The organism is Duganella caerulea, from assembly GCF_040362985.1.
Taxonomy (GTDB): Bacteria; Pseudomonadota; Gammaproteobacteria; order Burkholderiales; family Burkholderiaceae_D; genus Rugamonas; species Rugamonas vulcania.
Genome location: NZ_BPWJ01000007.1, coordinates 1 through 21,466 on the forward strand (window position 1 = coordinate 1; position 21,466 = coordinate 21,466).

Consider the following 21,466-nt stretch of genomic DNA (forward strand, 5'->3'; position numbering starts at 1 on the left):
CGTCGATGCTGCCGCCGCGCGCGCCGTCGGCGTTGAGCGCGCCGTCGAGCGCGACGAACTGGCCATCGACCGCGATGGCGCCGCCGGCGCCGGCGCGGCTGGAGGCGTCGAGCGCGCCGGCATGCACGTCGCCGTCGCCGACCAGGCGGATGCTGCCGCCGTCGCCCACCAGGCCGCGCGCCTGCACGATGCCGGTGTTGTTGACGGTGGAGCGGGTCAGGGTGTCAGCCGCCGCCGCGCTGAGCACGACGCGGCCGGCGTCGGCGCTGATCACGCCGCTGTTTTCCGCCAGCGCCTTGAGCGCGCCGCGCGTGGTGCGCACGCCGATCAAGCCGTCGCCGCGCAGGTCAACGCTGATCTGCTCGCCGGCCGCCAGCGCCACGCCGCCCTGCGGCGCGCTGATGCTGCCGTGGTTGACCACAGACGGCCCGATCAGCGCCACGTAGCCGCCGGCGGCGGCGCGGATGCTGCCGTCGTTGCGCACGGCGCCGGCGCCGCTGGTGCCGGCAAAGTCGTAGCGGCCGCTCAGGAAGGCGCTGTCCGACAGGTTCAGCGACGAGGCGCTGAGCGCGCCGACGTCGACCTGTGCGCCGGCGCCGAACAGCACGCCCTGCGGGTTGATCAGGAACACGCTGCCGTTGGACGACAGCTTGCCGTAGATCTGCGACGGGTCGCCGCCGATCACGCGGTTCAGCGCCACCGCCGCCGCCGAGGGCTGGTCGAAGCGCACGCCGGCGTTGGCGCCGATGTCGAAGCGCTGCCAGTTGAGGATGGCCTGGTTGCTGCCCTGCGTCACCGTCATCTGGTTGCCGCTGGTGGCGATGGACGCCTGCCCGGCCACCAGCTGCGCGCCGGATGGCAGCGCGTTGACGGCGGGCGGCCCCGCCAGCGCCGCGCCGCCGGCCGTCCCCAGCGCCAGCAGCACGCCCAGGCGGCGCGCCGCGCGGCGGGTCGAGCCGCGCTTGCCCTGTCCGCGCGCGCCCTCGGCGACGGCGACCCAGCAGGCGTGCACATGACTCCAGACGAGTCGGTAGAAGCGGTTGGCTGAGGCGTGTTTATGCATGGGGTGTCCGTACGGGTTCGGGGTGCGGGGGAAGGAGTGCTCAGGCCAGCAGCAGGCTGAATTCGGCGCGGTAGAGGCGCGAGCCGGTGCGCTTTTCGCCGGGGATCAGGTACAGCGCGAAGCGGCCGATCTGGTCGTGGTCCATTTCGTAGTTGCCGGCGGCCAGCGCGCCGCCGGCCGGGCCGGCGAAGTACAGCGTAAATTGCGCGATGGCCGGTGCGGCGGCGGTGGCGCGTGCCGGCACCTCGCGCACAGTCTCCAGTGTCAGCGCGACCGCGCCCTGCGCCGGATCGTTGACCCAGAAGCGCTGGCCGACCAGCGCGCGGGCGCCGTCCGCCGTCCACTGGTAGTCGTTGCCGGCGGCCGCCTCGACACCGGCCGCCGGGCCGCCGGCGCGCGCCGGCGCCATCAGGCCCAGGCCGGCCAGCGCCAGCGAGCCGCCGCCCATTTTCAAGAGTTCGCGGCGTTTCATCATGGTGTTTCTCCGTTGGTGAGGGGGGTGTCCGGCACGCGGCGGCCGATCATGGTTGCGACGGGAAGTTGCCCTGCGTGGCGATGCAGAAGCTCAGCGCCAGATAGGGCGGCATATTGTTGTGCGGCTGGCTGGCGCCGGCCGTGCCGGTCGCGCCGCGCGCCGCCATGCCGCCGGCCGCTCCCGTGTACACCGGCACCGCGCCAGCGTCGGCCAGCAGCGTCGACGGCCCCGGCGCGCTCTGCGTGGCGGCGCCGGTCAGCGCGGTGACGGTGTGGGTATGCGGCGGCAGATGGCTGGGCTGCAGGGTGACGGTGGCTTCGCCGCCCTGCTCGCCCAGCTGATGTTCGCTCAGGTACGGCGAGGGAGAGCCGCCCACATGCAGGGGCATGCGCCCGCCCAGGTTGGGCAGGCAAAACGTGCTGGTGCCATCGCCGCCATAGACCGTGCCCAGCACGGCAAACAGGGCCGTGTACTGGCGTATCGCCAGCCGCTGCCCTTCGCACCGGAGCCAGCCCACGGGCTCGAAGCCATACGTGAACATGCGGATTTCGCCAATAAATTGATCGCTCATGGAATTGTCCTGTCACCCTTGAGACGGGTAGATACCCGTCAGCGCAATGATGAAGTTGAGGCCCAAATACGGCGCCATATTGTTGTGGGGCTGGCCGCTGCCGACCCGCGTGATGGTGTCGGCCCGCAAAGTGGCGGTGCCGCCGCTGCCGCCCAGTCCGTAGACTGGGGCGCCGCCCGTGTTGGCGAAGGCGCCGGCGCCACCCTGGGCGTAGGCCGGCGTGGCGCGGTCCTGGCTGGCCGGCAGCGTGTGGTTGTGGGCGCCCATGGTCTGCGATACCAGCGCCACCGTTTCACTGCCGCCCGGTTGGCCCAGCACAAACGGGCGCGGTCCCGCGCCCTGGTTGGTGTGCAGGGGCACGCGCCCGCGCAGGTCCGGCAGCGCGAAGGTCTGCTGGCCGTCGCCGCCGTACTGCGTCTGGAGCAGGGTAAACAAGGCGTCGTTCTGCGAGATTTGCAGCTCGCTGCCGTCGCAAAATGCCCAGCCCTGCGGGGCAAACTGTCCGGCAAACAGGCGGATTTCGCCGATAAATGGTTCACTCATGGAGTCGCTCAGTTTCGAGGTGGGAAAACGCCGGTCAGCGCAATGGCGAAGGTCAGCGGCAGGTAGGGCTGCATGTTTTCATGCGGCAGGTTGCCGCCGGCGACGCTCAGCGCGGCCGGCGCCAGCGTGGAATTGGCCGGCCCCATCAGGTCGCGGCCCAGGCGGCCCTTGGTCCCCAGCACCGCGTTGGCCGGCGCGCCGGTGACGGCGGGCGCGCCGCTGCCCAGCAGTGTGTGGCTGTGGGCCGGCATTTCAGCGTTGGTCAGCATATGCGTGTCCTCGCCGCCGCTCTGGCCCAGCCAATATGCCGTGCCGCTGGCGTGCAAGGGGATGCGGCCGCGCAGGTCGGGCAGCGCAAAGGTGCGTATGCCGTCGCCCCCGTAGTTCGTCCCCAGCAGGGAAAACAGTGCCGTATTCTGCTGGATGGGGAGTATCTGCCCATCGCACCTCGCCCAGCCACGCGGCACGTAATTGAAGGCCATGATCCTGATTTCGCCCAGGTAGGGGTCCATATCCGGTTCCTAGTAAGGAAAATGTGAAGGGGCCGCCACGGCTTGATTGACAAAAGCGCAGCGTGACTCATTTGACAAGTCAATCTTGTCAATTATAGAGATCGAGTTGCCCAAAAAAAACAGTCCATTTGGACTGTTTGGCGCTCAGGCGGGGTGGGTGAAGCGGCGGCGGTAGGCGGCCGGCGTGGTCGCGGCCAGGCGGCGGAAGTGGTGGCGCAGCGATTCCTCGGAACCGAAACCGGCGCGCTCGGCGATCCGCGCCAGCGGCAGGTCGGGCTCTTCCAGCATGTCCTTGACCAGCGCGATGCGCTCGCGGATCAGCCATTCGACCGGGCCGAAACCGGTGGCTTGCTGGAACTGGCGCTGCAGGGTGCGCGGACTCATCGCGGCGCGTTCGGCCATGCTGTCGACCGTGTGCGGCTGCGCGGGATGGCTGCGCAGCCAGTCCATCAGCCGCGACAGGCGGCCTTGCTCGCCGCGCGCCATCGGCCGCGGCAGGAACTGCGCCTGGCCGCCCTCGCGATGCGGCGCCACCACCAGCCGCCGCGCCACCAAGTTGCCGACCTTGGCGCCGTGATCCCGCCGCACCAGATGCAGCAGCATGTCGAGGCCGGCGGCCGATCCGGCGGCGGTGATGACCTGGCCGTTGTCCACGTACAGGTCGTCGGGCTGGACTTGGATCTGTGGGTAACGTTGCGCCAGGCGGTCGGCGTAGCGCCAGTGGGTGGTGGCGCGCTGGCCGTCCAGCACGCCGGCGGCGGCCAGCACGAACACACCCGAACAGATCGAGCACAGGCGCGCGCCGCGCCGGTGGGCGGCGCGGATCGCCTCCAGCATGGCCGGCGGCGGCGGCTCGTCGGCGTCGCGCCAGCCGGGAATGACGATGGTGTCGGCGCGCTCCAGCAGCTCGGGCGCGTACGGCGCCTGCACTATGATGCCGCCGGCCGCGCGGATCGGGCCGGGCTCGACGGCGCAGACCGCGAAGTCGTACCAGTCCACGTCCAGCTCGGGGCGCTCCAGCGCGAACAGCTCGACCGTGCAGCCGAACTCGAAGGTGCACAAGCGGTCGTAGGCCAGTGCGACAACCAGATGTTTTTTCATGGCGCAATCTTAACGCAGAATGGCTGGTGCGCCACTGCCGGCGATGCGGGCGGGGCGGCACAATGGCGTCACTGTCCACTCAATGAAGGAGATCACGATGTCCGCCAAGTCCCTCGTCGCCGCCATTCCCGCCGCCGCCAGCAGCGACGCGCTGGCCCGCTTTGAAGCGAGCTTCAGCTATGAAACCGACTGCTGGGATGTGCACGACGCGCTGACCAACGGCCCGCGGGATTTCGTCCTGCTGGACGTGCGCGGCACGGAGAAATATGAAGCCGGCCACGTGCCGGGCGCGCTGGACCTGGCGCACCGCAAGATCATCGGCTCCAGGCTGGCCGAGTTCCCGGCCGACACGCTGTTCGTCGTGTACTGCGCCGGCCCGCACTGCAACGGCGCCGCCCGCGCCGCCGTGCGCCTGGCGCGGCTGGGCCGTCCGGTCAAGCTGATGCCGGGCGGAATCACCGGCTGGCTGGATGAGGGCTTTGCCCTGGCGACCGCCTGAGACTATAGGACTTCGATAAACTTCCCGCCTTTGAAATAGCCCTTGGTCGCCCTGCCGTCGAGCTCGCGGACTACCAGTTGGGGATCGAGCGAATCGAGGCTGAAAACGGGCGTGCCGGGTTCGACGTCGATATCGCCTGCGGGCTCGACCAGCATAATGGCGGTCCGCCTGCCTTCGCCGCGCGCCCGCACCAGTTGCCGGGCTGTCGGCATGCTCGGCCGGATGACGATGCCGCCACACGAGATATCGATCGGCCCGCTGGCCACGGCTGCCGCCCTTTTCGCGATACGCACCATAAAGTCTCCCCGCATCAGTGGTTAAGCCGCCGAAGCAGCCATCACTGATAGACCTCTGCCGTACACCGAAGTTCAGCGCTGCTTACTCCGCCAACGCGTTTCGCTATACTGGTGGCTCCATCCGCAGGATATCCGGGAGTACTCGATGCCCCTCAACGCCGGCCGGCTGTCTGCCGCTGCGCTGCTCGCTTGCCTGCTGTCCTCGGCGGGCTCGGCGCAGGCCGGCCCGCTGATCCGGCTGGGCTCGGATGACTGGTGTCCCTACGTGTGCGCGCTCGACGGCAAGCCGCCCACAGGCTACCTGGTGGAACTGGCGACGATGGCGATGGCTGCGGAAGGCTATCGGGTTGAGCCGGTGCTCATGCCGCTCAACCGCGCCATCACGCAAACGGTGCATGGCGATATCGAGGGCGTCTACGCGCCGCCGATCGACCGGCGCCTGCGCCTGAGCGCGCCCGTGGCGCAGTCGCGGGCCTGCTTCTACACGCGGGCCGGCGACGACTGGAATTTTCACTCCATCGCTTCGCTCAAGACACAGGTGGTGGGCGTGATCGACGACTACGGCTACGACGACGGCCCGATGGATGCCTATATCGCCGAAAACCGGCAACAGCATGACCGCATCGCGCTGGCCTTCGGCGCATCGGCCGGCACCACCAATGTGCAAAAGCTGCTGGGCGGACGGTATCGCGTGGTACTGGAACATTCCGCCGTCATGGCGCAACTGAGCAGGCGGCTCGATGTGGCAGGCCGCATCCGCCAGGCGGGCTGCCTCGACAACGCGCTGCCGCTGACCATCGGCTTTGCGACGCAGGATATCCGCGCCGACACCTGGGTCCGCGCGCTGGCCGACGGCGTGCACAAGCTGGACGCTTCCGGCGAGCTCAAGGCCCTGCAGAAGCGCTACAAGCTGGACTAGTCCGGCTGGCTTACATCGCCAGCGCTTTTTCCACCGCGCCCACCAGCTGCTTGTCCGAAGGCGTGACCTTGCTGCCGAAGTTGTCCACCACCTTGCCGTTGCGGTCGATCAGGTATTTGTGGAAGTTCCAGGCCGGCGCCTTGCCGGTGATCTTGATCAGGTTGGCGAACAGCGGATTCGGTTCCTTGCCCGACACTACCGACTTGGCGAACATCGGGAACTTCACGCCGTAGGTGTTGTAGCAGAAGTCGGCGATTTCCTTGCTGCTGCCCGGTTCCTGCTGGCCGAAGTCGTTCGACGGGAAGCCCAGGATCACCAGGCCCTTGCTGCCGTACTTGGCGTACATCGCCTCCAGCCCTTCGTACTGGTTGGTGAAGCCGCAGTAGCTGGCCGTGTTGACCACCAAAATCACCTTGCCGGAATACTGGCAGAGGTCCTGCGGCGATTCGTCCTGCAGGCGCTTGAAGGTCTGCTTGAGGATGGCCGGGCAGCTGGCCGGCGCCGCGGCAGGAGACGCCGCCGGTGCGGCGGCGGGCGCCTGGGCAAATGCGGATGCGCCGACCAGCAAAGTCAGCGAGGACAGCAGGCAGAACTGGGCAAAGGTCTTGGACATGGTGATGGGCCGAAAAGGGGGAAAAAACCATTTTAAGCCAATCCTGACAAGCTTGCTTAAGGAGCCCTATATGCCAACCCGGCCACCCGCAAGGGATGATTAATCACCACCACAAATGAAGTACCCGCTGTTCAATTTTCCGTGCTGTGACTTCTGCCAGAAAAACACGCCCTCTTCGCCTTGGGCGCTGACACGCTTGCCTTGGCACAGCGCGGTTACATTGCCCGGTCCCGTGGGCGGGCGCTCGGCGCAAGCCGCGCGCCAGGTGACGAGCGGCGAGATGCCCTCCGGGCTGATGCCAACGCCACGCGACTTATTCAAGTCCTTTGCCAGGACTTGACAGTTCGTGAGCATCTTTTTTTCGAGATCATTTTCATTCTGCCCGAAGGCGGCAACGCAAACGGTGGCCAACGACAACGCCAAATAAATCCTGACCAACATTTTTTTCTCCCGATAATTCGTCAACTACGCCGGCCGGTTGCCCGCGCACGATTGAGCGAAATTAAGCAAAATGCGCCCTGCTGCTCCACACTGCATGCCAGACCTGAGCTCACGCGAGGATGCCATGATGAAGCTGCTCTGCCTGCTGTGCCTGTTCTTGGCCGGCGCCGCCCCGGCGCAAACGGTCACGCTGCCCAACATGACGGCCACCCAGGTCACCGTGTCCGGCCTGTCGTCCGGCGCCTACATGGCGGTGCAGTTCGAGGTGGCCTTCTCGCAGACGGTGCAGGGCGCCGGCATCGTCGCCGGCGGGCCGTACTTCTGCTCGCAGGGCAGCGCGCTTATCGCCACCATCAGCTGCAGCTGCACCAGCGAGCTGTTCCCGTGCCGCGTGCGCCCCGGCGGTACCCGCATCAATGAACTGATCGCCTTCACCGACTGGTTCGCCGGCGCCGGCGGCATCGACCCGCCCGCCGCCCTGGCCGGCCACCACATCTGGATGTTCTCCGGCAGCGCCGATACGGTCGTGCCGCAGCCGGTGATGAACGACCTGTACTTCTACTATCGCCACTACATCGACGCCGACCACATCTCCTACACCCGCAACCTGCCGGCCGAGCACGCGATGCCGACCGACCAGTTCGGCAACAGCTGCGCCACGCTGGGCACGCCCTACATCAACAACTGCGGCTACGACGCGGCGGGCGAACTGCTGCGCTGGATCTACGGACCGCTCACGCCGCGCAACAACGGCGCGCTCAGTGGCCGCTTCATCGCCTTCGACCAGGCGGAATTTTTGCCGCTGCCGGGCTGGCACGGCATGGCGGAAACCGGCTACCTGTACGTGCCCAAGGCCTGTGACGCCAGCAGCGGCGCGGGTTGCCGCTTGCATGTGGCCTTCCACGGCTGCCAGCAGGACCTGGACGACATCGGCACCACCTTCGTCGAGCGCGCCGGCTACAACGCCTGGGCCGACAGCAACAAGATCGTGGTACTGTATCCGCAGGCCTCGGCGATCTACCCGTACACCAATCCCAAGGCGTGCTGGGACTGGTTCGCCTACGACGACCCGCGCTATGCGCAAAAGTCCGGCAACCAGATGGCGGCCGTCAAGCGCATGGTGGACCGGCTGACCGGCGTGGCGCCGGCCGCCGTGCTGGTGCAGCGTTAGATCCCGCCCATGCAGATGTATTTGATGACCAAGAAATCGTCCAGCCCGTAGTGCGAACCTTCGCGCCCCAGGCCCGATTGCTTGACGCCGCCGAACGGCGCAACCTCGTTGGAGATCAGGCCGGTGTTGACGCCGACCATGCCGCTCTCCAGCCCTTCGGCCACGCGCCAGATGCGGCCGATGTCGCGCGAGTAGAAGTAGCTGGCCAGCCCGAACTCGGTGCTGTTGGCCAGTTCCACCGCCTGCTCGTCGGTGGTGAAGCGGAACAGCGGCGCCAACGGGCCGAAGGTTTCCTCGCTGGCGACGATCATGTCGCTGGTGACGTCGGCGATCACGGTCGGCTGGAAGAAGCTGTGGCCCAGCGCATGGCGCTTGCCGCCGGCCAGCAGGCGGCCGCCCTTGGCCAGCGCGTCGGCCACGTGCTGCTCGACCTTCTGCACCGCCTTGTCGTCGATCAGCGGGCCTTGCGTAACGCCCTCCTCCGCGCCGTTGCCAACCTTGAGCTTGGCGACGGCGGCCACCAGCTTCTCGGCGAACTGCTCGTACACGCCGTCCTGCACGTAGATGCGGTTGGCGCAGACGCAGGTCTGGCCGGCGTTGCGGTACTTGGAGGCCAGCGCGCCCTCCACCGCCGCATCGAGGTCCGCGTCGTCGAACACGATGAAGGGCGCGTTGCCGCCCAACTCCAGCGACAGTTTCTTGATGGTCGGCGCGCACTGCTCCATCAGCAGGCGGCCCACCGCGGTGGAGCCGGTGAAGGTCAGCTTGCGCACGGTGGGGTTGGAAGTCATCTCGCCACCGATCTCCTTCGGCGTGCCCGTCACCACGCTGAACACGCCGGCCGGCACGCCCGCGCGCTCGGCCAGCACGGCCAGCGCCAGCGCGCAATACGGCGTCGATTCGGCCGGCTTGAGCACCATCGGGCAGCCGGCGGCCAGCGCCGGGCCGACTTTGCGGGTGATCATCGCGATCGGGAAGTTCCAAGGCGTGATGGCGGCGCACACGCCGATCGGCTCCTTGGTCACCAGCAGGCGGCGGTCCGCCCATGGCGATGCCAAGGTCTCGCCGGCCACGCGCTTGGCTTCCTCGCCGAACCATTCGATGAAGGAGGCGCCATATGCCACCTCGCCGCGCGACTCGGCCAGCGGCTTGCCCTGTTCGGCCGTCATCATCTGCGCCAGGTCTTCGGTGTTCGCCAGGATCAGGTCATTCCACTTGCGCAGGATGGCGGCGCGCTCCTTGGCGCTCTTCTTGCGCCAGGCCGGCCAGGCCGCGTTGGCGGCGGCGATGGCGCGGCGCGTTTCGGCGGCGCCCATCAGCGGCACGGTGCCGAGCTGCTCGCCGGTGGCGGGGTTGGTCACGGCCAGCGTGGCGCCGTTGTCGGCGTCGCTCCAGGCGCCGTCGATGTAGGCCTGCTGGCGCAGCAGGGTGGGATCTTTAAGCTGCAACATGGGTAAGCTCCTTTACTCCACGGTGAACGAGGATAAGTCGGGATGCGGTTCTGGATAGGCCAGGTCCATCGCTTCCAAAGTCTCCAGCAGCAGGCTGGCGACCACCAGGTTGCGGTGGGTCTTGGAATTGGCCGGCACCACGTACCACGGCGCGTGCGGCGCGTTGGTCTCGCGGATGGCGCGTTCGTAGGCGCGCTGGTACTCGTCCCATTTGCTGCGCTGGTCGATGTCGGACGGGTTGAATTTCCACTGCTTGTCGGGATCGTCCAGCCGCTCCTGCAGGCGCTCGCGCTGTTCTTCCTTCGAGATGTGCAGGAACACCTTGACGATCACCGTGCCAGTCTCCGTCAGCATGCGTTCGAAATCACGGATCTGCGCGTAGCGGCGCTTGCACTCGGCGCCGTCGATCATGCCCTGCACCTTGGTGATCAACACGTCTTCGTAGTGGCTGCGGTTGAAGATCGCGATCTCGCCCTTGACCGGCACTTGCTGGTGCACGCGCCACAGGTAATCGTGGGCCAGTTCGTTGTCGGTCGGCTTCTTGAAGGCGGCGGCGCGCACGCCCATCGGGCTGATGCCGCTGAACATGGCGCGTATCGTGCCGTCCTTGCCGGCGGTGTCCATGCCCTGCAGGATCAACAGCACCTTCCGATCGTGTTCGGCGTACAGCTTGTCCTGCAAGGCGTCGATGCGGGCGATCAGCGCGGCGGTGCGCTTCAGGTCCAGCGCCTTGGCCTTGGACTTGCTCAGTTCCGGGTTGGCGGAGCGGCTGGAAAAAACCGCGTCGTCTGCGTCGCTTTCACGCAGTTTCAGTTTGGCGGAGGCGCCGAAGCGCTGGCGGGCGTTATGTGTCATGGGATTAGCTTATCACTTTGCGGCAAGTGTGGCGGCACGGCAGCCCCACCACGCGGCTTCCTCGAATACCGAGAAGCCCGACAGGTCGGCGTGCGCGAACAGGATGGGGCCATCGGCCTCGCGCAGCGCCTTCATGCCGGCGTTGCTGCGGAAGTTGGGGCCCGGCGAGGCCATGGCGTGGCCGCGCAACGTGATGTCGACCCGCTCGACGCAGGAGGCGAACTGCGATCCGTAGGCTTCCTTCAAATCGGTGCTGGCCAGCGCCAGCAGCTCCTCCGGCGTGGCGGCTTCCATCCAGCGGCGCGCGGCGCCTGGCTTGCGGTCCGACAGCGCGACGTAGGCGCTGAACACGGTCTTTTCCGGCGGCTGCACGCGGATGTCCTGGTGGGTGGAGACGACGAAGCCCAGTCCCGGCTCGGTGTACACCACGTTATCCCAGGACAGCGGCTGGCTGGGACGCTCGTCCGGGAAGCGCTTGAGCAGGAAGTTCGCCACCATCCACGGCGCGTACTGCGGCACGTGTTGGGACGGGTCGAAACCGTAGGCGGCGATGTTCTCCACCACCCGCGCCGCCACGTAGGTCGGCATCGCGCAGATGGCCTTGCGGGCGCGGACGATGTAGCTCGACGGCTGGCCGTTTTCCAGCTTGAAGCACAGCGCTTCGACGCCGTCCGCCGTCTTCTTCAGCGATACCGCGGTGCCGGCCATGCGCTGCACACCGGATGCGCGCTCGATGCCGGAAGCCAGCGGCTGCAAGCCTCCCGGCCAGGTGAGCCAGGCGCCGTTGCCGGCGTTGGCGGCTTGGCCCCAGCGGCTGCAGTAGTAGTGCAGCCCGGCCCAGGCCGAAACCTGGTCGTAGCGCGTGCCGTAGTCGTCGCGACAGCAGTAGTTCAGGTACCAGTGCAGGGTCGGCGACTTGTAGCCGTTCTGCTCCAGCCACTGCTTGAGCGTGATGCGGTCCAGCGCCTGCCACTGCGGATCTTCCGACGACAGCACGGTGGGGAACACGAACACGCGGCGGCCGTCCGCGCCATGCGTCTGGCGCAGCCGCGTCACCTCGGCGAAGAAACGCGTGTGTTCGTCGCGCTCCCATTGCGGCACGCCGTCGGTGGGGATGAAGCCGTCCTGCCAGTGGCCGTTGAACAGCAGCCGCTCCTCCGGCCCGTGCAGGATGTAGCGCTCGTCGTAATAGGGCTTCTCCGCCATCGGATCTTTTTGAATGATGCCCAGGTCGGCCAGGATCTCGCGCACGTGCACCGATTCCGGCGACGGCAACGGCAGGTAGTGCGCACCGGTCGGATATTCCAGGTCGCCGAAGGCGCCGCCGGCCGCGTTGCCATGCGGCTGCGGGCCGTCGATCATCAGCACATCGGTCTTGCCGAGTTTTTTCAGCTTCCACGCGGCGGTCAGGCCGGCCACGCCGGAGCCGAGGATGGCGACATCGGTGTGGATAACTTTGGACGGCGGCGGCAAGGGCCGGCGCTCGCGCAGGAAGTGGCCCTCGGCGCGGCCCGGATAATGCACCGCTGGCGTGATCTCCTGCCAGCGATGAAATCCCGCCACGCTGCCCGCCGCCACCACGCCGCTGGCGCCGGCCCATACCAGGAAGGAACGGCGCAGCATCAGCGTATCACCCGGCGCCAGTCCTGCTCGAACTCGTGCACCAGCGATTGCGTGTTGAGGCGGTTCGGCTCCATCGGCAAGGCCTTCATGTCCGGCGGGAAGACGAACATCTCGCGCGTGGTGTCGGCGTTCAGGTAGCGCATCGGCAGGCGGTACTCGGTGGGCGGCTTGTAGTCCGCCTGGGGCGTGGCGAGAATGAAGCCCCATTCGCCGAACGACGGCACGTAGGCGTGGTACGGGTAGGTCTTCAGGCCGACCTCGCGCAGCGTGGCGTCGATGGTCCAGTAGGCGTGCGGCGCGAAGAACGGCGACGTCGATTGCACCACCATCAAGCCATTGGCGGCCAGGTGCTTCTTCACCATGCCGTAGAACGGCACCGAATACAGCTTGCCCAGCGCGAAACTGGACGGATCGGGGAAATCGACGATGACGGCGTCGAACATGTCGTCGTTGTGCTGCAGCCAGATGGCCGCGTCGGCGTTGATGACGCGCACCCGCTTGTCGCTGAACGAGCCGTGATTGAGCTTGACCAGTTCCTCGCGCTTGGTGAAGGCGCCGGTCATGGCGGGATCGAGGTCCACCAGCGTGACCTGCTGGATGTTCGGATAGCGCAGGATTTCGCGCAGCGCCAGGCCGTCGCCGCCGCCCAGCACCAGCACGCGCCGCGCCCAGGGCAGCGGTTGCAGCACCGGGTGCACCAGCGCCTCGTGGTAGCGGTACTCGTCGCGCGAGGAGAATTGCAGGTTGCCGTTGATGTACAGGCGCAGGTCGTCCTTCCAGCGCGTGATCACCAGCCGCTGGTAGGGCGTGGTGGTGGCGAACACGATCTCGTCGCCGAACAGGCCATGCTCTCCCCAGTAGGTCATCTTGTCGGCGAAGGCGAAGCCGAACACCAGCACGCACATCACGCTGGCGGCGCGCAGCATGCGGCCGGTGACGTTCTTCAGCTCTGTGCGAAACGCCGTAATTGTCCACAGGGCGACGCCCACGTTCAGCATCCCGAACAAGAAGCCGGTGCGCACCAGCCCCAGATACGGCGCCAGCACCAGCGGAAACAGCAGCGACACCGCCAGCGCGCCGAGGTAGTCGAAGGTCAGCACGCGGCTGACCAGCTCATTGAATTCGGTCTTGCGCTCGTTCAGCGCGCGCATCACCAGCGGCACCTCCATGCCGACGAAGGCGCCGATCAGGAACACCATCACGTACAGCAGCGTGCGGAACGGCGCCGCCATCCACGAGAAGGTCAGGAACAGCACGGCCGCCGACAGGCCGCCCACCAGGCCGACCGCCAGTTCGATGTCCACAAAGCGCGCCAGCACATCCTCATCCCTGACATACTTGGAAAAGTGCGCGCCCACGCCCATGGCGAACAGGTAGCAGCCGATAATGGTGGAAAATTGCAGGATCGAGTCGCCCAGCAGGTAGCTGGACAAGGCGCCGGCGATCAATTCGTAGGCAAGGCCGCAGGAAGCGACGACGAAGACGGACAGGATGAGAATCTTTTTGGTCATTTAGCTATTTTTGCACTAATATGTTTGAGCGTTAGCAAGTTAACCACTTTAACCCAAGGTGCGCCGTGCCCGCCATTCAAAACTACCTTATTCATCTTTTACTGGCTGCAGTGCTGCTGGCAATTTTTTTCAAAGCCTACACGTGGATGACGCCTTTCGACGAGGTGCTGCTGATACGGCAGGGGAATTTCGCCGCAGCGCTATCGCTGGGCGGGGCCTTGATAGGTTTTTCCGTCACCATCGCCTCGGCGCTGGTGCATACTGCCGATTACCGCGAGTTCTCCGCCTGGTCGCTCGGCGCGATGGTGGTGCAGATGCTGGCCTATGCCATCACCACGCGCGCGCTGAACATGGCGAAGGACCAGATCGAGGGTAACAACGCGGCCTTCGGCGGCTTGCTGGGCGCGATCTCCATTTCCATCGGCGCCATCAACGGCGCCTGCATTTCCTAATTAGCGAGGACCATCATGGGCTTAGGCAGCTTTATCAAGAAGCAGTTTATCGACGTACTGCAGTGGAACGAGGAAGTCGACGGCGTCCTCGCATGGCGCTATCCGATGCAGGACCAGGAGATCCAGAATGGCGGCGTGCTGGTGGTGCGCGAATCGCAGATGGCGGTGTTCGTCAACGAGGGCCAGATCGCCGACGTGTTCGGCCCCGGCACCCACAAGCTGACCACGCAAACCCTGCCGGTGCTGACCAACCTGAAAAACTGGGACAAGCTGTTCGATTCGCCGTTCAAGTCGGATGTCTATTATTTCAGCACCCGCGTGCAGACCGGCCGCAAATGGGGCACGCCGCAACCGATCACCATCCGCGACAAGGACTTCGACATGGTGCGCGTGCGCGCCTTCGGCATGTACTCGTACCGCGTGGCCGATCCGCGTTTGTTCTTCAAGGAGATCAGCGGCACCCGCGAGGCCTACACCCGCGACGAGGTGGAAGAACAGCTGCGCGGCATCCTGATGGCGACCATGGCCAGCTCGCTGGGCAGCGCGCAAGTGCCGTTCCTGGACATGGCGGCCAACCAGGCGCTGATGGCGCAGCAGGTCAAGGGCGACCTGGCCACGGCGTTCGGCCGCTACGGCATCGGCCTCGATGAATTCAACGTCGCCAGCGTCAGCCTGCCGGAGGAACTGCAGGCCGCGCTGGACGAGCGTATCTCCGCCGGCATGAAGGGCGGCATGAGCGCCGACAAGATGGCCGGCTTCACCAAGTACCAGGCCGCCACCGCGATCCCGCTGGCGGCGCAGAACGAGGGCGGCATGGCCGGCATCGGCGTCGGCCTGGGCGCGGGCGTGCAGCTGGGCCAGGTGATGGGCCAGGCGCTCGGCGCGTCGCTGGCGCCGGGTGCTCCAGCACCGGCTCCCGCGGCAGCGGCCGAGGACTCGATCGAGGCGCGGCTGGAAAAACTTAAGGGTCTGCTCGACAAGGGCTTGATCTCGGCTACCGACTACGACAGCACCAAGGCCGAACTGCTGAAAAAACTGCTCGGTTAAGCGCACTACATGCAAATCGTCTCCTGTCCCAGCTGCGGCGCGGAAGTCAAATTCCGCTCGCATGCCTCGGTTATGGCTGTCTGCGAGTATTGCAGCACCAGCGTGCTCAAAGACGCCGACTCGGTCAAGGACCTGGGCAAGATGTCGTCCGTGCTGGAGGACTACTCGCCGATCCAGATCGGCACCTCCGGTGTGCTGGGCAAGCGCCAGTTCACGGTGGTCGGCCGCATCCAGCTGCGCTACTCGGCCGGCATGTGGAACGAGTGGTACCTGCTGTTCGACGACGGCGTGACCTCGTGGCTGGGCGATTCGTCCGGCATGTACACGGTCACCGCCGAATTCAAGATCGATCCCGTGGCCGCGACGCAGCTGCCGGTGTTCGAGCAGCTGCAGCCCGGGCAGAATTTCCCGATCAACGGCGCGCTGTACACCGCCGCCGAGATCCGCACCGCCGATTGCATCGGCGGCCAGGGCGAGCTGCCGTTCAAGGTGGGCGAAGGCTATCAGGCCAAGGTGGCGGACTTCCGCCGTGGCGCCGAATTCATCACGCTCGATTATTCGGATTCGCCGCGCCCGGTGGTCTACACCGGCCTGGCCGTCACGCTGGAGAGCATGAAGTGCCAGCTGCTGCGCGACGACGACACCATCCAGCGCGCGGCCGGACGCTATCGCGGCAAGCTCGACGCGCTCGACTGCCCGTCCTGCGGCAGCGGCATCAAGTACATCCCCGGCGTGACGGCCACGCTGGTGTGCCCGGCCTGCCACGCGCAGATTGACGCCGCCAGCCCGAAGGCCGAAGTGCTGGCCGCCGGCGAACGCGTGGCCGCCGTGCCGATGACGATAGAACTGGGCGCGACCGCCAAAATCAACAACCAGGACTTCACCATCATCGGCATGATGCGCCGCGCCGACGATGAAGGCACGCAGTGGAACGAGTACCTGATGTATGGCACCCGCGCCGGCTTCTCGTGGCTGGTGGAGACGGATGAAGGCTGGTCCGGCGCGAACGTGATGGCCGAGTGGCCGGTGGCGTACGCGCCCGGCGCGCCGGAGGTGACGGTGGACCGGTCGCGGTTTTCGCGTCTGTACGACTACGGCTCGGTGGTGACCTTCGCCGCCGGCGCCTTCAACTGGCGCGTGGCGGCGGGCGACCGCACGCGGGTGGCGGAGTTTGCCGCCGGCCAGATCCGCCTGGCGGCCGAGACCACGGAGCAGGAGATGACGTGGTCACGCTCGTCGCCGGTATCGGCCGACCAGCTCAAGGCCTGGTTCGGCGACAAGTTCAAGGGCCGCGTGGGCGCGCCGGCGGCGGCCAAGGGCGGCAAGCGCCGCTACCGCGACACCGCCAAGTACATCATCTGGTTCATGCTGGCGATTAATGCGATCCCGCTGCTGATGAATTTCTCCGGCACCTGGTTCCTCAGCCTGCTCGGCGCGGCGGCGATCTACCTGCCCGCCTGGTTTATGGATAACGAAGACAAATCATGAGCAAATTCTTCATCTACGCGGTCATCGTTTCCGTGGTCACCTCGGGCAGCAGCTGGATGCGCGCCATGAGCGGCAGCAGCAACTACAGCAGCGGCTACCGGGGCAGCACATGGAGCTCGAACACCGGCGGCGGCGGCGGCAGTTACGGCGGCGGCTCCGGCGGCGGAGGCCACAAGTGAAACGCGAGGCGCTCCCGGACCGGGCGGCCGTCGCGGCCGTGCATCAGCCGGCCGGCACGCATCTGCTGGCGGACCTGAGCGGCATCGCCGCCGAAAAATTGAGCGATTGCGCGGAGCTGGAGGCGTTGCTGCGCGCGGCCGCCGGGGCCGCGCACGCGCGTGTGCTGTTCAGCCATTTCCACGGTTTCGGGGAAGGATTGGGCGTGACCGGCGTGGTGCTGCTGGCGGAATCGCACATCTCGATCCACACCTGGCCCGAATGCGGCTTTGCCGCCGCCGACATCTTCATGTGCGGCAGCGCGCAGCCTGATGTGGCGCTCGCCATCATCGAGGCGGCCCTGCAGCCGGCCGCCTGCCAGGTCAGCACGGTGCGGCGCGCGCCTCCCGCGATCAGTTGACCCTGGCGGCGCTCTGGCTGGGCGACATCAGCTTGAGCGGCACATCGACGACCGGTTCGTTGACACCCACGGCGGGCGCGGCCAGCGGCTGCGTCATCGTTGCCAGCGGTTGCGCTTTCTCCGCCACCACCGATGCGCAACCGGTCATCGCCACGACGGCCAACAGCACGAGCATTGTCTTCATGTATTTCCCCTCTGGGTGGCCTAAGTGCCAACCAAATTATCACTCAGGAAATAGACGATGACAATATGCAACGCTATTGTGCGCGGCATGTTTGTTGCGCCGTGTACTCAGGCGGCTTGGGCGGCGGCCAGTTCGCCATCCTTGGCGTTGGCCGCGGCAAACGCGGGCCGGCTGGTGACGCGCGCCACGTACTGCTCGATCACGGGCAGCTTGGGCAGCAGGTCGAAGGCGCCCATCCAGCCCAGCGACGTGGCCCACAGCACATCGACCGCGCTGAACTGTTCGCCCAGCAGGTACGGCCCCTTGGACAGCTGTTCGATGAAGGTGTTGAACATGGTGTCGAAATCGCCGTAGTGGCAGGACGACTTGTCGGCCGGCGTGTTCTTCATCCACTTGTCGACGATGGCCGGCTCGAAGCAGCTGCCGTAGAAGGCCATCCAGCGCAGGTACGGCCCGCGCAGCGGATCGCCCGGCGGCGGCGCCAGTTTGGCGTCCGGGAACAGGTCGGCCAGGTACAGGTAGATCGCGACCTGCTCGGTGACGATGGCGTCGCCGTGGCGGATCGCCGGCACCTTGCCCATCGGGTTGACGGCCAGGTAGGCGGCTTCGCGGTTCTCGCCCTTCTTCATGTTCATCACATGCAGCGCGTACGGCGCGTGCAGCGCTTCCAGCAAGGTCATCACGCCGGTGGAGCGCGAATACGGGCAATGGTACAAGGTCAGTTGAGGTGCCATGGTGTTTCTCCTGTCGATGGTGAAGAAACGCCACGTTATCTCTTGCTATGATGACGGTCTTGTAAAAACGCGAACCCGATCATGCAAACCGTGACGAGCCGGCCCAAAGGCGTGATCAATCCCGCCGCGGCCGAGAAAGCCTTCCGCCTTGAACGCTACCTGCCGCCGCCGGACCTGGCGCCGTTTGTCGAGTATTTCTGGCTGATCGCGTACTCCTTGCCGGACGGAGTGGTCCACGTGCAGCGCACCCTGCCCTCGCCCTGCATCCACCTGGTGTTCGACGCCGGCCGCACGGCGGTGTTCGGCGTGATGACGGGAGCTTTCGAATACATGCTCAAGGGGAGCGGCCGCATCCTCGGCGTGCGCTTTCTGCCGGGGGCGTTCCGCAGTTTCCTGAAGCAGCCGGTGCAGTCCGCGACCAACCGAGAGTTGCCGCTGTCGGCGCTGTTCAATTGCGACGATGACGAGGCCGAGCGCAGCGTGCTGGCGGCGCCCGACGACGCCGGCATGGTGGAAGCGGCCAGCGCCATCCTGCGCCGCGCCCTGCCCGCGCCCGATCCGCAGACCGCGCGCATCGCGCAGATACTGGAGGCGGTGCAGCGGCATCCCGACATCACACAAGTGCAGCAATTGGCCGATCACATCGGCATTGGCGTGCGCAGCCTGCAGATCCTGTTCAAGGAATACGTGGGCGCCACGCCGAAATGGGTGATACGCCGCAACCGCCTGCTGGACGCGGCCGACCAGCTGGCGCACGGCAGCGAAGTCGACCTGGCCGCGCTGGCGCAGGCGCTGGGCTATTACGACCAGGCCCACTTCACCACCGATTTCGAAAAACTGGTCGGCAAGCCGCCGGCCGACTACCGCCGCAGTTGCAGGGAGCAAGCATGAGTCGTCGTTTCAAGCAGGTCGATGTCTTCACCACCACGCCGTTCATGGGCAATCCGCTGGCGGTGATCCTGGATGCGGAAGGACTCAGCGGCGAGCAGATGCAAGCGATCGCCCGCTGGACCAATTTATCCGAGACCGCCTTTGTGCTGCCGCCCACCGATCCGGCCGCCGATTACCGGGTACGCATCTTCACCACGGCAGAGGAGTTTCCGTTCGCCGGCCATCCCACGCTGGGCACGGCCCACGCGCTGCTGGAGGCGGGACTGCGGCCGAAAACGGCGGGCATGCTGGTGCAGGAATGCGGCGTCGGCCTGGTGCCGGTGCGCATCGGCGACGGCGGCAGCCTGGCGTTCCGCGCGCCGCCGGCCACGCTCGCCGCGCTGGACGCCGGCCTGATGCCGCTGCTACTCACCGTGCTTGGCGACGCGGCGCTGGTCGCGGACCAGCAGCCGCTCGTGGTGGACATGGGCATACGCTGGCTGGTGGTCCGGCTCGGCGGCGCGGCCGATTGCATGGCGGTGACCTTCGAAGCCGCCACGCTGGTCGACCTGGCGCGGCGCGCCAACGTCGATGGGCTGGCGGTCTACAGCCCGCATCCGTCAGGCGGCCCGGCGGACTACGAGGTGCGCGCGGTGTGCGTGGAGAATGGTGTGCTGATCGAAGACCCGGTCACCGGCAGCGCCAACGCCTGCATCGCCCGCGTGCTGGCCGGCCGGGACTACACCGTGCGCCAGGGCACGGCGCTGGGCCGCGACGGCCGCGTGACCGTCACCTGCCGCGATGGCGAACCGTGGATAGGCGGCAAAACGGTCACCATCGTCGACGGCGTCATGCGCGCTTGAGGGCGGATCACGATGCCGGGTCGGCCGCATCCATCAGGTTGGTGCGTAAGTTGACCACCGCCTTCTGCAAAGCCTTGAAGTCTTCGGGCGCCAGGCCGGCCGCCTTGGCCGTGATCTCCCGGTAATCGAACGCTTTTTCGCGCAGCGCGCGCCCGGCGTCGGTCAGCGACACGCGCACGCTGCGCTCGTCTTCGGTGTCGCGTTCGCGGCGCACATAGCCCATGGCTTCCAGACGCTTGAGCATCGGCGTGAGCGTGCTGGGCTCCAGGAACAACTTTTCACTGAGCCCCTTGACCGTCTGCCGGTCCTCCTCCCACAGGCAAATGATGGTGACGTACTGCGTGTAAGTCAGGCCAAGCTGCTCGAGCACGGGCTTGTAGACGCGCGAGTAGGCCAGGTTGGTCGAATAAATCGCAAAGCACATGAAATCGCCCAGTTTCGCGACGTTCTTGCGGGCATTGTGGTCGTTGCTCATATGAACTCCAAAATTTATTTATCGAGATAATCATTATCGTACTTGAAAAGTGCGGAATACCGGTATATATTTACGTTCATAATGATTATCGCGATAAGTAATTCATCCCAAACGATCCGCCAACCCAGGAGTGAACCATGAAGAACATCCGCATCCTCGCAATCGCCACCGCCGCCGCCATCGCCACGCAATTTGCCCTGCCAGCCATGGCCCAGGAGCAGCAGCCGTTCGCAACGATCAAGCAGGTCGACGCCGGCGTGCTCAACGTGGGCTACGTGGATGCGGGGCCGGCCAACGGCCCGGTCGTGATCCTGCTGCACGGCTGGCCGTACGACATCCACAGCTACGTCGACGTCGTGCCCCTGCTGACCAAGGCCGGCTACCGCGTGATCGTGCCGCACCTTCGTGGCTACGGCAGCACGCGCTTCCTGGATGCCAAGGCGGTCCGCAACGGCGAGCCAGCCGCGCTGGCCGCCGACGTAGTGGCGCTGATGGATGCCCTGAAGATCGACAAGGCCGTGCTGGCGGGCTACGACTGGGGCGCCCGCACCGCCGACATCGTGGCGGCGCTGTGGCCGCAGCGGGTCAAGGGGCTGGTGTCGGTGAGCGGCTACCTGATCGGCAGCCAGGAGGCCGGCAAGCAGCCGCTGCCGCCAAGCGCCGAGCTGCAATGGTGGTACCAGTTCTACTTCGCCACCGAACGCGGCCAAGCCGGCTACGAAAAGAACCGCCACGATTTCGCCAAGCTGATCTGGCAAACCGCCTCGCCGCAATGGCGCTTCGACAACGCCACCTTCGACCGCAGCGCCGCCTCGCTGGAGAACCCGGACCACGTGGCCATCACGGTGCACAACTACCGCTGGCGGCTGGGCCTGGTGTCCGGCGAAGCGCAGTACGCCGGCCTGGAAGCGCGCCTCGCGCAAGCGCCCGCCATCACGGTGCCCACCATCACGCTGGAGGGCGACGCCAACGGCGCGCCGCACCCCGAGCCGGCCGCGTATGCCAAGCGCTTCACCGGCAAGTACAAGCATGAAACGATCTCCGGCGGCATCGGCCACAACCTGCCGCAGGAAGCGCCGCGCGCCTTTGCCCAGGCCGTGATCGACGTCGACCACCTGCAATGATACGAGGC

At 66.4% G+C, this 21,466-nt stretch carries 27 protein-coding genes; 11 read left to right on the plus strand and 16 right to left on the minus strand.

From position 1 onward, the window contains the following. The 6 genes from ACUJB0_RS20615 to ftrA form a co-directional block, all read right to left on the minus strand. On the minus strand, nucleotides 1-1,063 hold a 1,063-nt coding region (locus tag ACUJB0_RS20615; protein WP_444846856.1), incomplete at its 3' end, for a two-partner secretion domain-containing protein. Nucleotides 1,064-1,103: 40 nt separating this feature from the next. Next, nucleotides 1,104-1,538, minus strand: a complete 435-nt coding sequence (locus ACUJB0_RS20620) for a DUF6916 family protein (RefSeq protein WP_444846857.1) — start codon at nucleotides 1,536-1,538, stop codon at nucleotides 1,104-1,106. 46 nt (nucleotides 1,539-1,584) lie between these two features. Further along, entirely contained in the window at nucleotides 1,585-2,109 is a 525-nt protein-coding gene (locus ACUJB0_RS20625) for a phage tail protein (protein WP_444846858.1), read from the minus strand. A 12-nt stretch (nucleotides 2,110-2,121) separates the two neighbouring features. Next, nucleotides 2,122-2,652: a phage tail protein gene (locus ACUJB0_RS20630; protein WP_444846859.1), complete on the minus strand. Its 531-nt coding sequence runs from the start codon at nucleotides 2,650-2,652 to the stop codon at nucleotides 2,122-2,124. A gap of 8 nt (nucleotides 2,653-2,660) precedes the next feature. After that, complete coding sequence (locus tag ACUJB0_RS20635) at nucleotides 2,661-3,164, minus strand: phage tail protein (protein ID WP_444846860.1); 504 nt, start codon at nucleotides 3,162-3,164, stop codon at nucleotides 2,661-2,663. A 144-nt stretch (nucleotides 3,165-3,308) separates the two neighbouring features. Further along, a complete protein-coding gene (ftrA, locus tag ACUJB0_RS20640) occupies nucleotides 3,309-4,265 on the minus strand; it encodes a transcriptional regulator FtrA (RefSeq protein ID WP_444846861.1) in 957 nt (318 codons plus the stop codon). A gap of 97 nt (nucleotides 4,266-4,362) precedes the next feature. Here ftrA and ACUJB0_RS20645 point away from each other — a divergent pair, with 97 nt between their 5' ends. Continuing rightward, a complete protein-coding gene (locus ACUJB0_RS20645; RefSeq protein ID WP_444846862.1) occupies nucleotides 4,363-4,764 on the plus strand; it encodes a rhodanese-like domain-containing protein in 402 nt (133 codons plus the stop codon). Nucleotides 4,765-4,766: 2 nt separating this feature from the next. Here the strand turns inward: ACUJB0_RS20645 and ACUJB0_RS20650 are convergent, their stop codons facing one another. After that, complete coding sequence (locus tag ACUJB0_RS20650) at nucleotides 4,767-5,060, minus strand: hypothetical protein (RefSeq protein WP_444846863.1); 294 nt, start codon at nucleotides 5,058-5,060, stop codon at nucleotides 4,767-4,769. Nucleotides 5,061-5,205: 145 nt separating this feature from the next. Here ACUJB0_RS20650 and ACUJB0_RS20655 point away from each other — a divergent pair, with 145 nt between their 5' ends. Further along, complete coding sequence (locus ACUJB0_RS20655; protein WP_444846864.1) at nucleotides 5,206-5,979, plus strand: substrate-binding periplasmic protein; 774 nt, start codon at nucleotides 5,206-5,208, stop codon at nucleotides 5,977-5,979. 10 nt (nucleotides 5,980-5,989) lie between these two features. Here ACUJB0_RS20655 and ACUJB0_RS20660 read toward each other — a convergent pair whose 3' ends face one another. Next, nucleotides 5,990-6,592: a glutathione peroxidase gene (locus tag ACUJB0_RS20660; protein WP_444846865.1), complete on the minus strand. Its 603-nt coding sequence runs from the start codon at nucleotides 6,590-6,592 to the stop codon at nucleotides 5,990-5,992. A 99-nt stretch (nucleotides 6,593-6,691) separates the two neighbouring features. Next, nucleotides 6,692-7,033: a hypothetical protein gene (locus ACUJB0_RS20665; protein ID WP_444846866.1), complete on the minus strand. Its 342-nt coding sequence runs from the start codon at nucleotides 7,031-7,033 to the stop codon at nucleotides 6,692-6,694. A gap of 124 nt (nucleotides 7,034-7,157) precedes the next feature. Here ACUJB0_RS20665 and ACUJB0_RS20670 point away from each other — a divergent pair, with 124 nt between their 5' ends. Beyond that, nucleotides 7,158-8,204 carry an extracellular catalytic domain type 2 short-chain-length polyhydroxyalkanoate depolymerase gene (locus ACUJB0_RS20670; RefSeq protein ID WP_444846867.1) on the plus strand — a complete coding sequence of 349 codons (1,047 nt, stop codon included), beginning with the start codon at nucleotides 7,158-7,160 and terminating at the stop codon, nucleotides 8,202-8,204. On the opposite strand, the gene ACUJB0_RS20675 is transcribed toward ACUJB0_RS20670, so the two are convergent. From ACUJB0_RS20675 to ACUJB0_RS20690, 4 genes are read right to left on the minus strand one after another with little or no spacing between them, the layout of a single operon-like run. After that, on the minus strand, nucleotides 8,201-9,655 hold the full coding sequence (locus ACUJB0_RS20675) for an NAD-dependent succinate-semialdehyde dehydrogenase (protein ID WP_444846868.1): 1,455 nt from the start codon (nucleotides 9,653-9,655) through the stop codon (nucleotides 8,201-8,203). The two genes, ACUJB0_RS20670 and ACUJB0_RS20675, sit on opposite strands and share 4 nt — an antisense overlap. Nucleotides 9,656-9,667: 12 nt before the next feature. Beyond that, nucleotides 9,668-10,510, minus strand: a complete 843-nt coding sequence (locus ACUJB0_RS20680; protein ID WP_444846869.1) for a polyphosphate kinase 2 family protein — start codon at nucleotides 10,508-10,510, stop codon at nucleotides 9,668-9,670. Nucleotides 10,511-10,522: 12 nt separating this feature from the next. Beyond that, nucleotides 10,523-12,133, minus strand: a complete 1,611-nt coding sequence (locus tag ACUJB0_RS20685; protein WP_444846870.1) for an NAD(P)-binding protein — start codon at nucleotides 12,131-12,133, stop codon at nucleotides 10,523-10,525. Next, nucleotides 12,133-13,644, minus strand: coding sequence for a polyamine aminopropyltransferase (locus ACUJB0_RS20690; RefSeq protein ID WP_444846871.1), 1,512 nt, complete (start codon nucleotides 13,642-13,644; stop codon nucleotides 12,133-12,135). The genes ACUJB0_RS20685 and ACUJB0_RS20690 overlap by 1 nt, the downstream gene beginning before the upstream one ends. 65 nt (nucleotides 13,645-13,709) lie before the next feature. On the opposite strand from ACUJB0_RS20690, the gene ACUJB0_RS20695 reads away from it, so the two are divergent. From ACUJB0_RS20695 to speD, 5 genes are read left to right on the plus strand one after another with little or no spacing between them, the layout of a single operon-like run. Beyond that, nucleotides 13,710-14,096, plus strand: a complete 387-nt coding sequence (locus tag ACUJB0_RS20695; protein ID WP_444846872.1) for a DUF350 domain-containing protein — start codon at nucleotides 13,710-13,712, stop codon at nucleotides 14,094-14,096. A gap of 15 nt (nucleotides 14,097-14,111) precedes the next feature. After that, nucleotides 14,112-15,143: an SPFH domain-containing protein gene (locus ACUJB0_RS20700; RefSeq protein WP_444846873.1), complete on the plus strand. Its 1,032-nt coding sequence runs from the start codon at nucleotides 14,112-14,114 to the stop codon at nucleotides 15,141-15,143. Between the two features lie 9 nt (nucleotides 15,144-15,152). Continuing rightward, on the plus strand, nucleotides 15,153-16,631 hold the full coding sequence (locus tag ACUJB0_RS20705; protein ID WP_444846874.1) for a DUF4178 domain-containing protein: 1,479 nt from the start codon (nucleotides 15,153-15,155) through the stop codon (nucleotides 16,629-16,631). Then, on the plus strand, nucleotides 16,628-16,810 hold the full coding sequence (locus ACUJB0_RS20710) for a hypothetical protein (RefSeq protein ID WP_161084255.1): 183 nt from the start codon (nucleotides 16,628-16,630) through the stop codon (nucleotides 16,808-16,810). Before ACUJB0_RS20705 ends, ACUJB0_RS20710 begins: the two co-directional genes overlap by 4 nt. Continuing rightward, entirely contained in the window at nucleotides 16,807-17,208 is a 402-nt protein-coding gene (speD, locus tag ACUJB0_RS20715; RefSeq protein WP_444846875.1) for an adenosylmethionine decarboxylase, read from the plus strand. The genes ACUJB0_RS20710 and speD overlap by 4 nt, the downstream gene beginning before the upstream one ends. Here the strand turns inward: speD and ACUJB0_RS20720 are convergent. Together ACUJB0_RS20720 and ACUJB0_RS20725 are read right to left on the minus strand one after the other, a co-directional pair. Then, entirely contained in the window at nucleotides 17,201-17,392 is a 192-nt protein-coding gene (locus tag ACUJB0_RS20720) for a hypothetical protein (protein ID WP_444846876.1), read from the minus strand. The genes speD and ACUJB0_RS20720 overlap by 8 nt on opposite strands. A gap of 107 nt (nucleotides 17,393-17,499) precedes the next feature. Next, nucleotides 17,500-18,126, minus strand: a complete 627-nt coding sequence (locus ACUJB0_RS20725; RefSeq protein ID WP_444846877.1) for a glutathione S-transferase family protein — start codon at nucleotides 18,124-18,126, stop codon at nucleotides 17,500-17,502. A gap of 81 nt (nucleotides 18,127-18,207) precedes the next feature. Between ACUJB0_RS20725 and ACUJB0_RS20730 the strand changes: the two genes are divergently transcribed. Continuing rightward, nucleotides 18,208-19,017 carry an AraC family transcriptional regulator gene (locus ACUJB0_RS20730; protein WP_444846878.1) on the plus strand — a complete coding sequence of 270 codons (810 nt, stop codon included), beginning with the start codon at nucleotides 18,208-18,210 and terminating at the stop codon, nucleotides 19,015-19,017. Continuing rightward, nucleotides 19,014-19,859, plus strand: a complete 846-nt coding sequence (locus ACUJB0_RS20735) for a PhzF family phenazine biosynthesis protein (RefSeq protein WP_444846879.1) — start codon at nucleotides 19,014-19,016, stop codon at nucleotides 19,857-19,859. The genes ACUJB0_RS20730 and ACUJB0_RS20735 overlap by 4 nt, the downstream gene beginning before the upstream one ends. Nucleotides 19,860-19,866: 7 nt before the next feature. Here the strand turns inward: ACUJB0_RS20735 and ACUJB0_RS20740 are convergent, their stop codons facing one another. Next, complete coding sequence (locus ACUJB0_RS20740; RefSeq protein ID WP_444846880.1) at nucleotides 19,867-20,334, minus strand: MarR family winged helix-turn-helix transcriptional regulator; 468 nt, start codon at nucleotides 20,332-20,334, stop codon at nucleotides 19,867-19,869. A 137-nt stretch (nucleotides 20,335-20,471) separates the two neighbouring features. Between ACUJB0_RS20740 and ACUJB0_RS20745 the strand changes: the two genes are divergently transcribed. After that, nucleotides 20,472-21,458: an alpha/beta fold hydrolase gene (locus ACUJB0_RS20745; protein ID WP_444846881.1), complete on the plus strand. Its 987-nt coding sequence runs from the start codon at nucleotides 20,472-20,474 to the stop codon at nucleotides 21,456-21,458. Nucleotides 21,459-21,466: the final 8 nt, after the last annotated feature.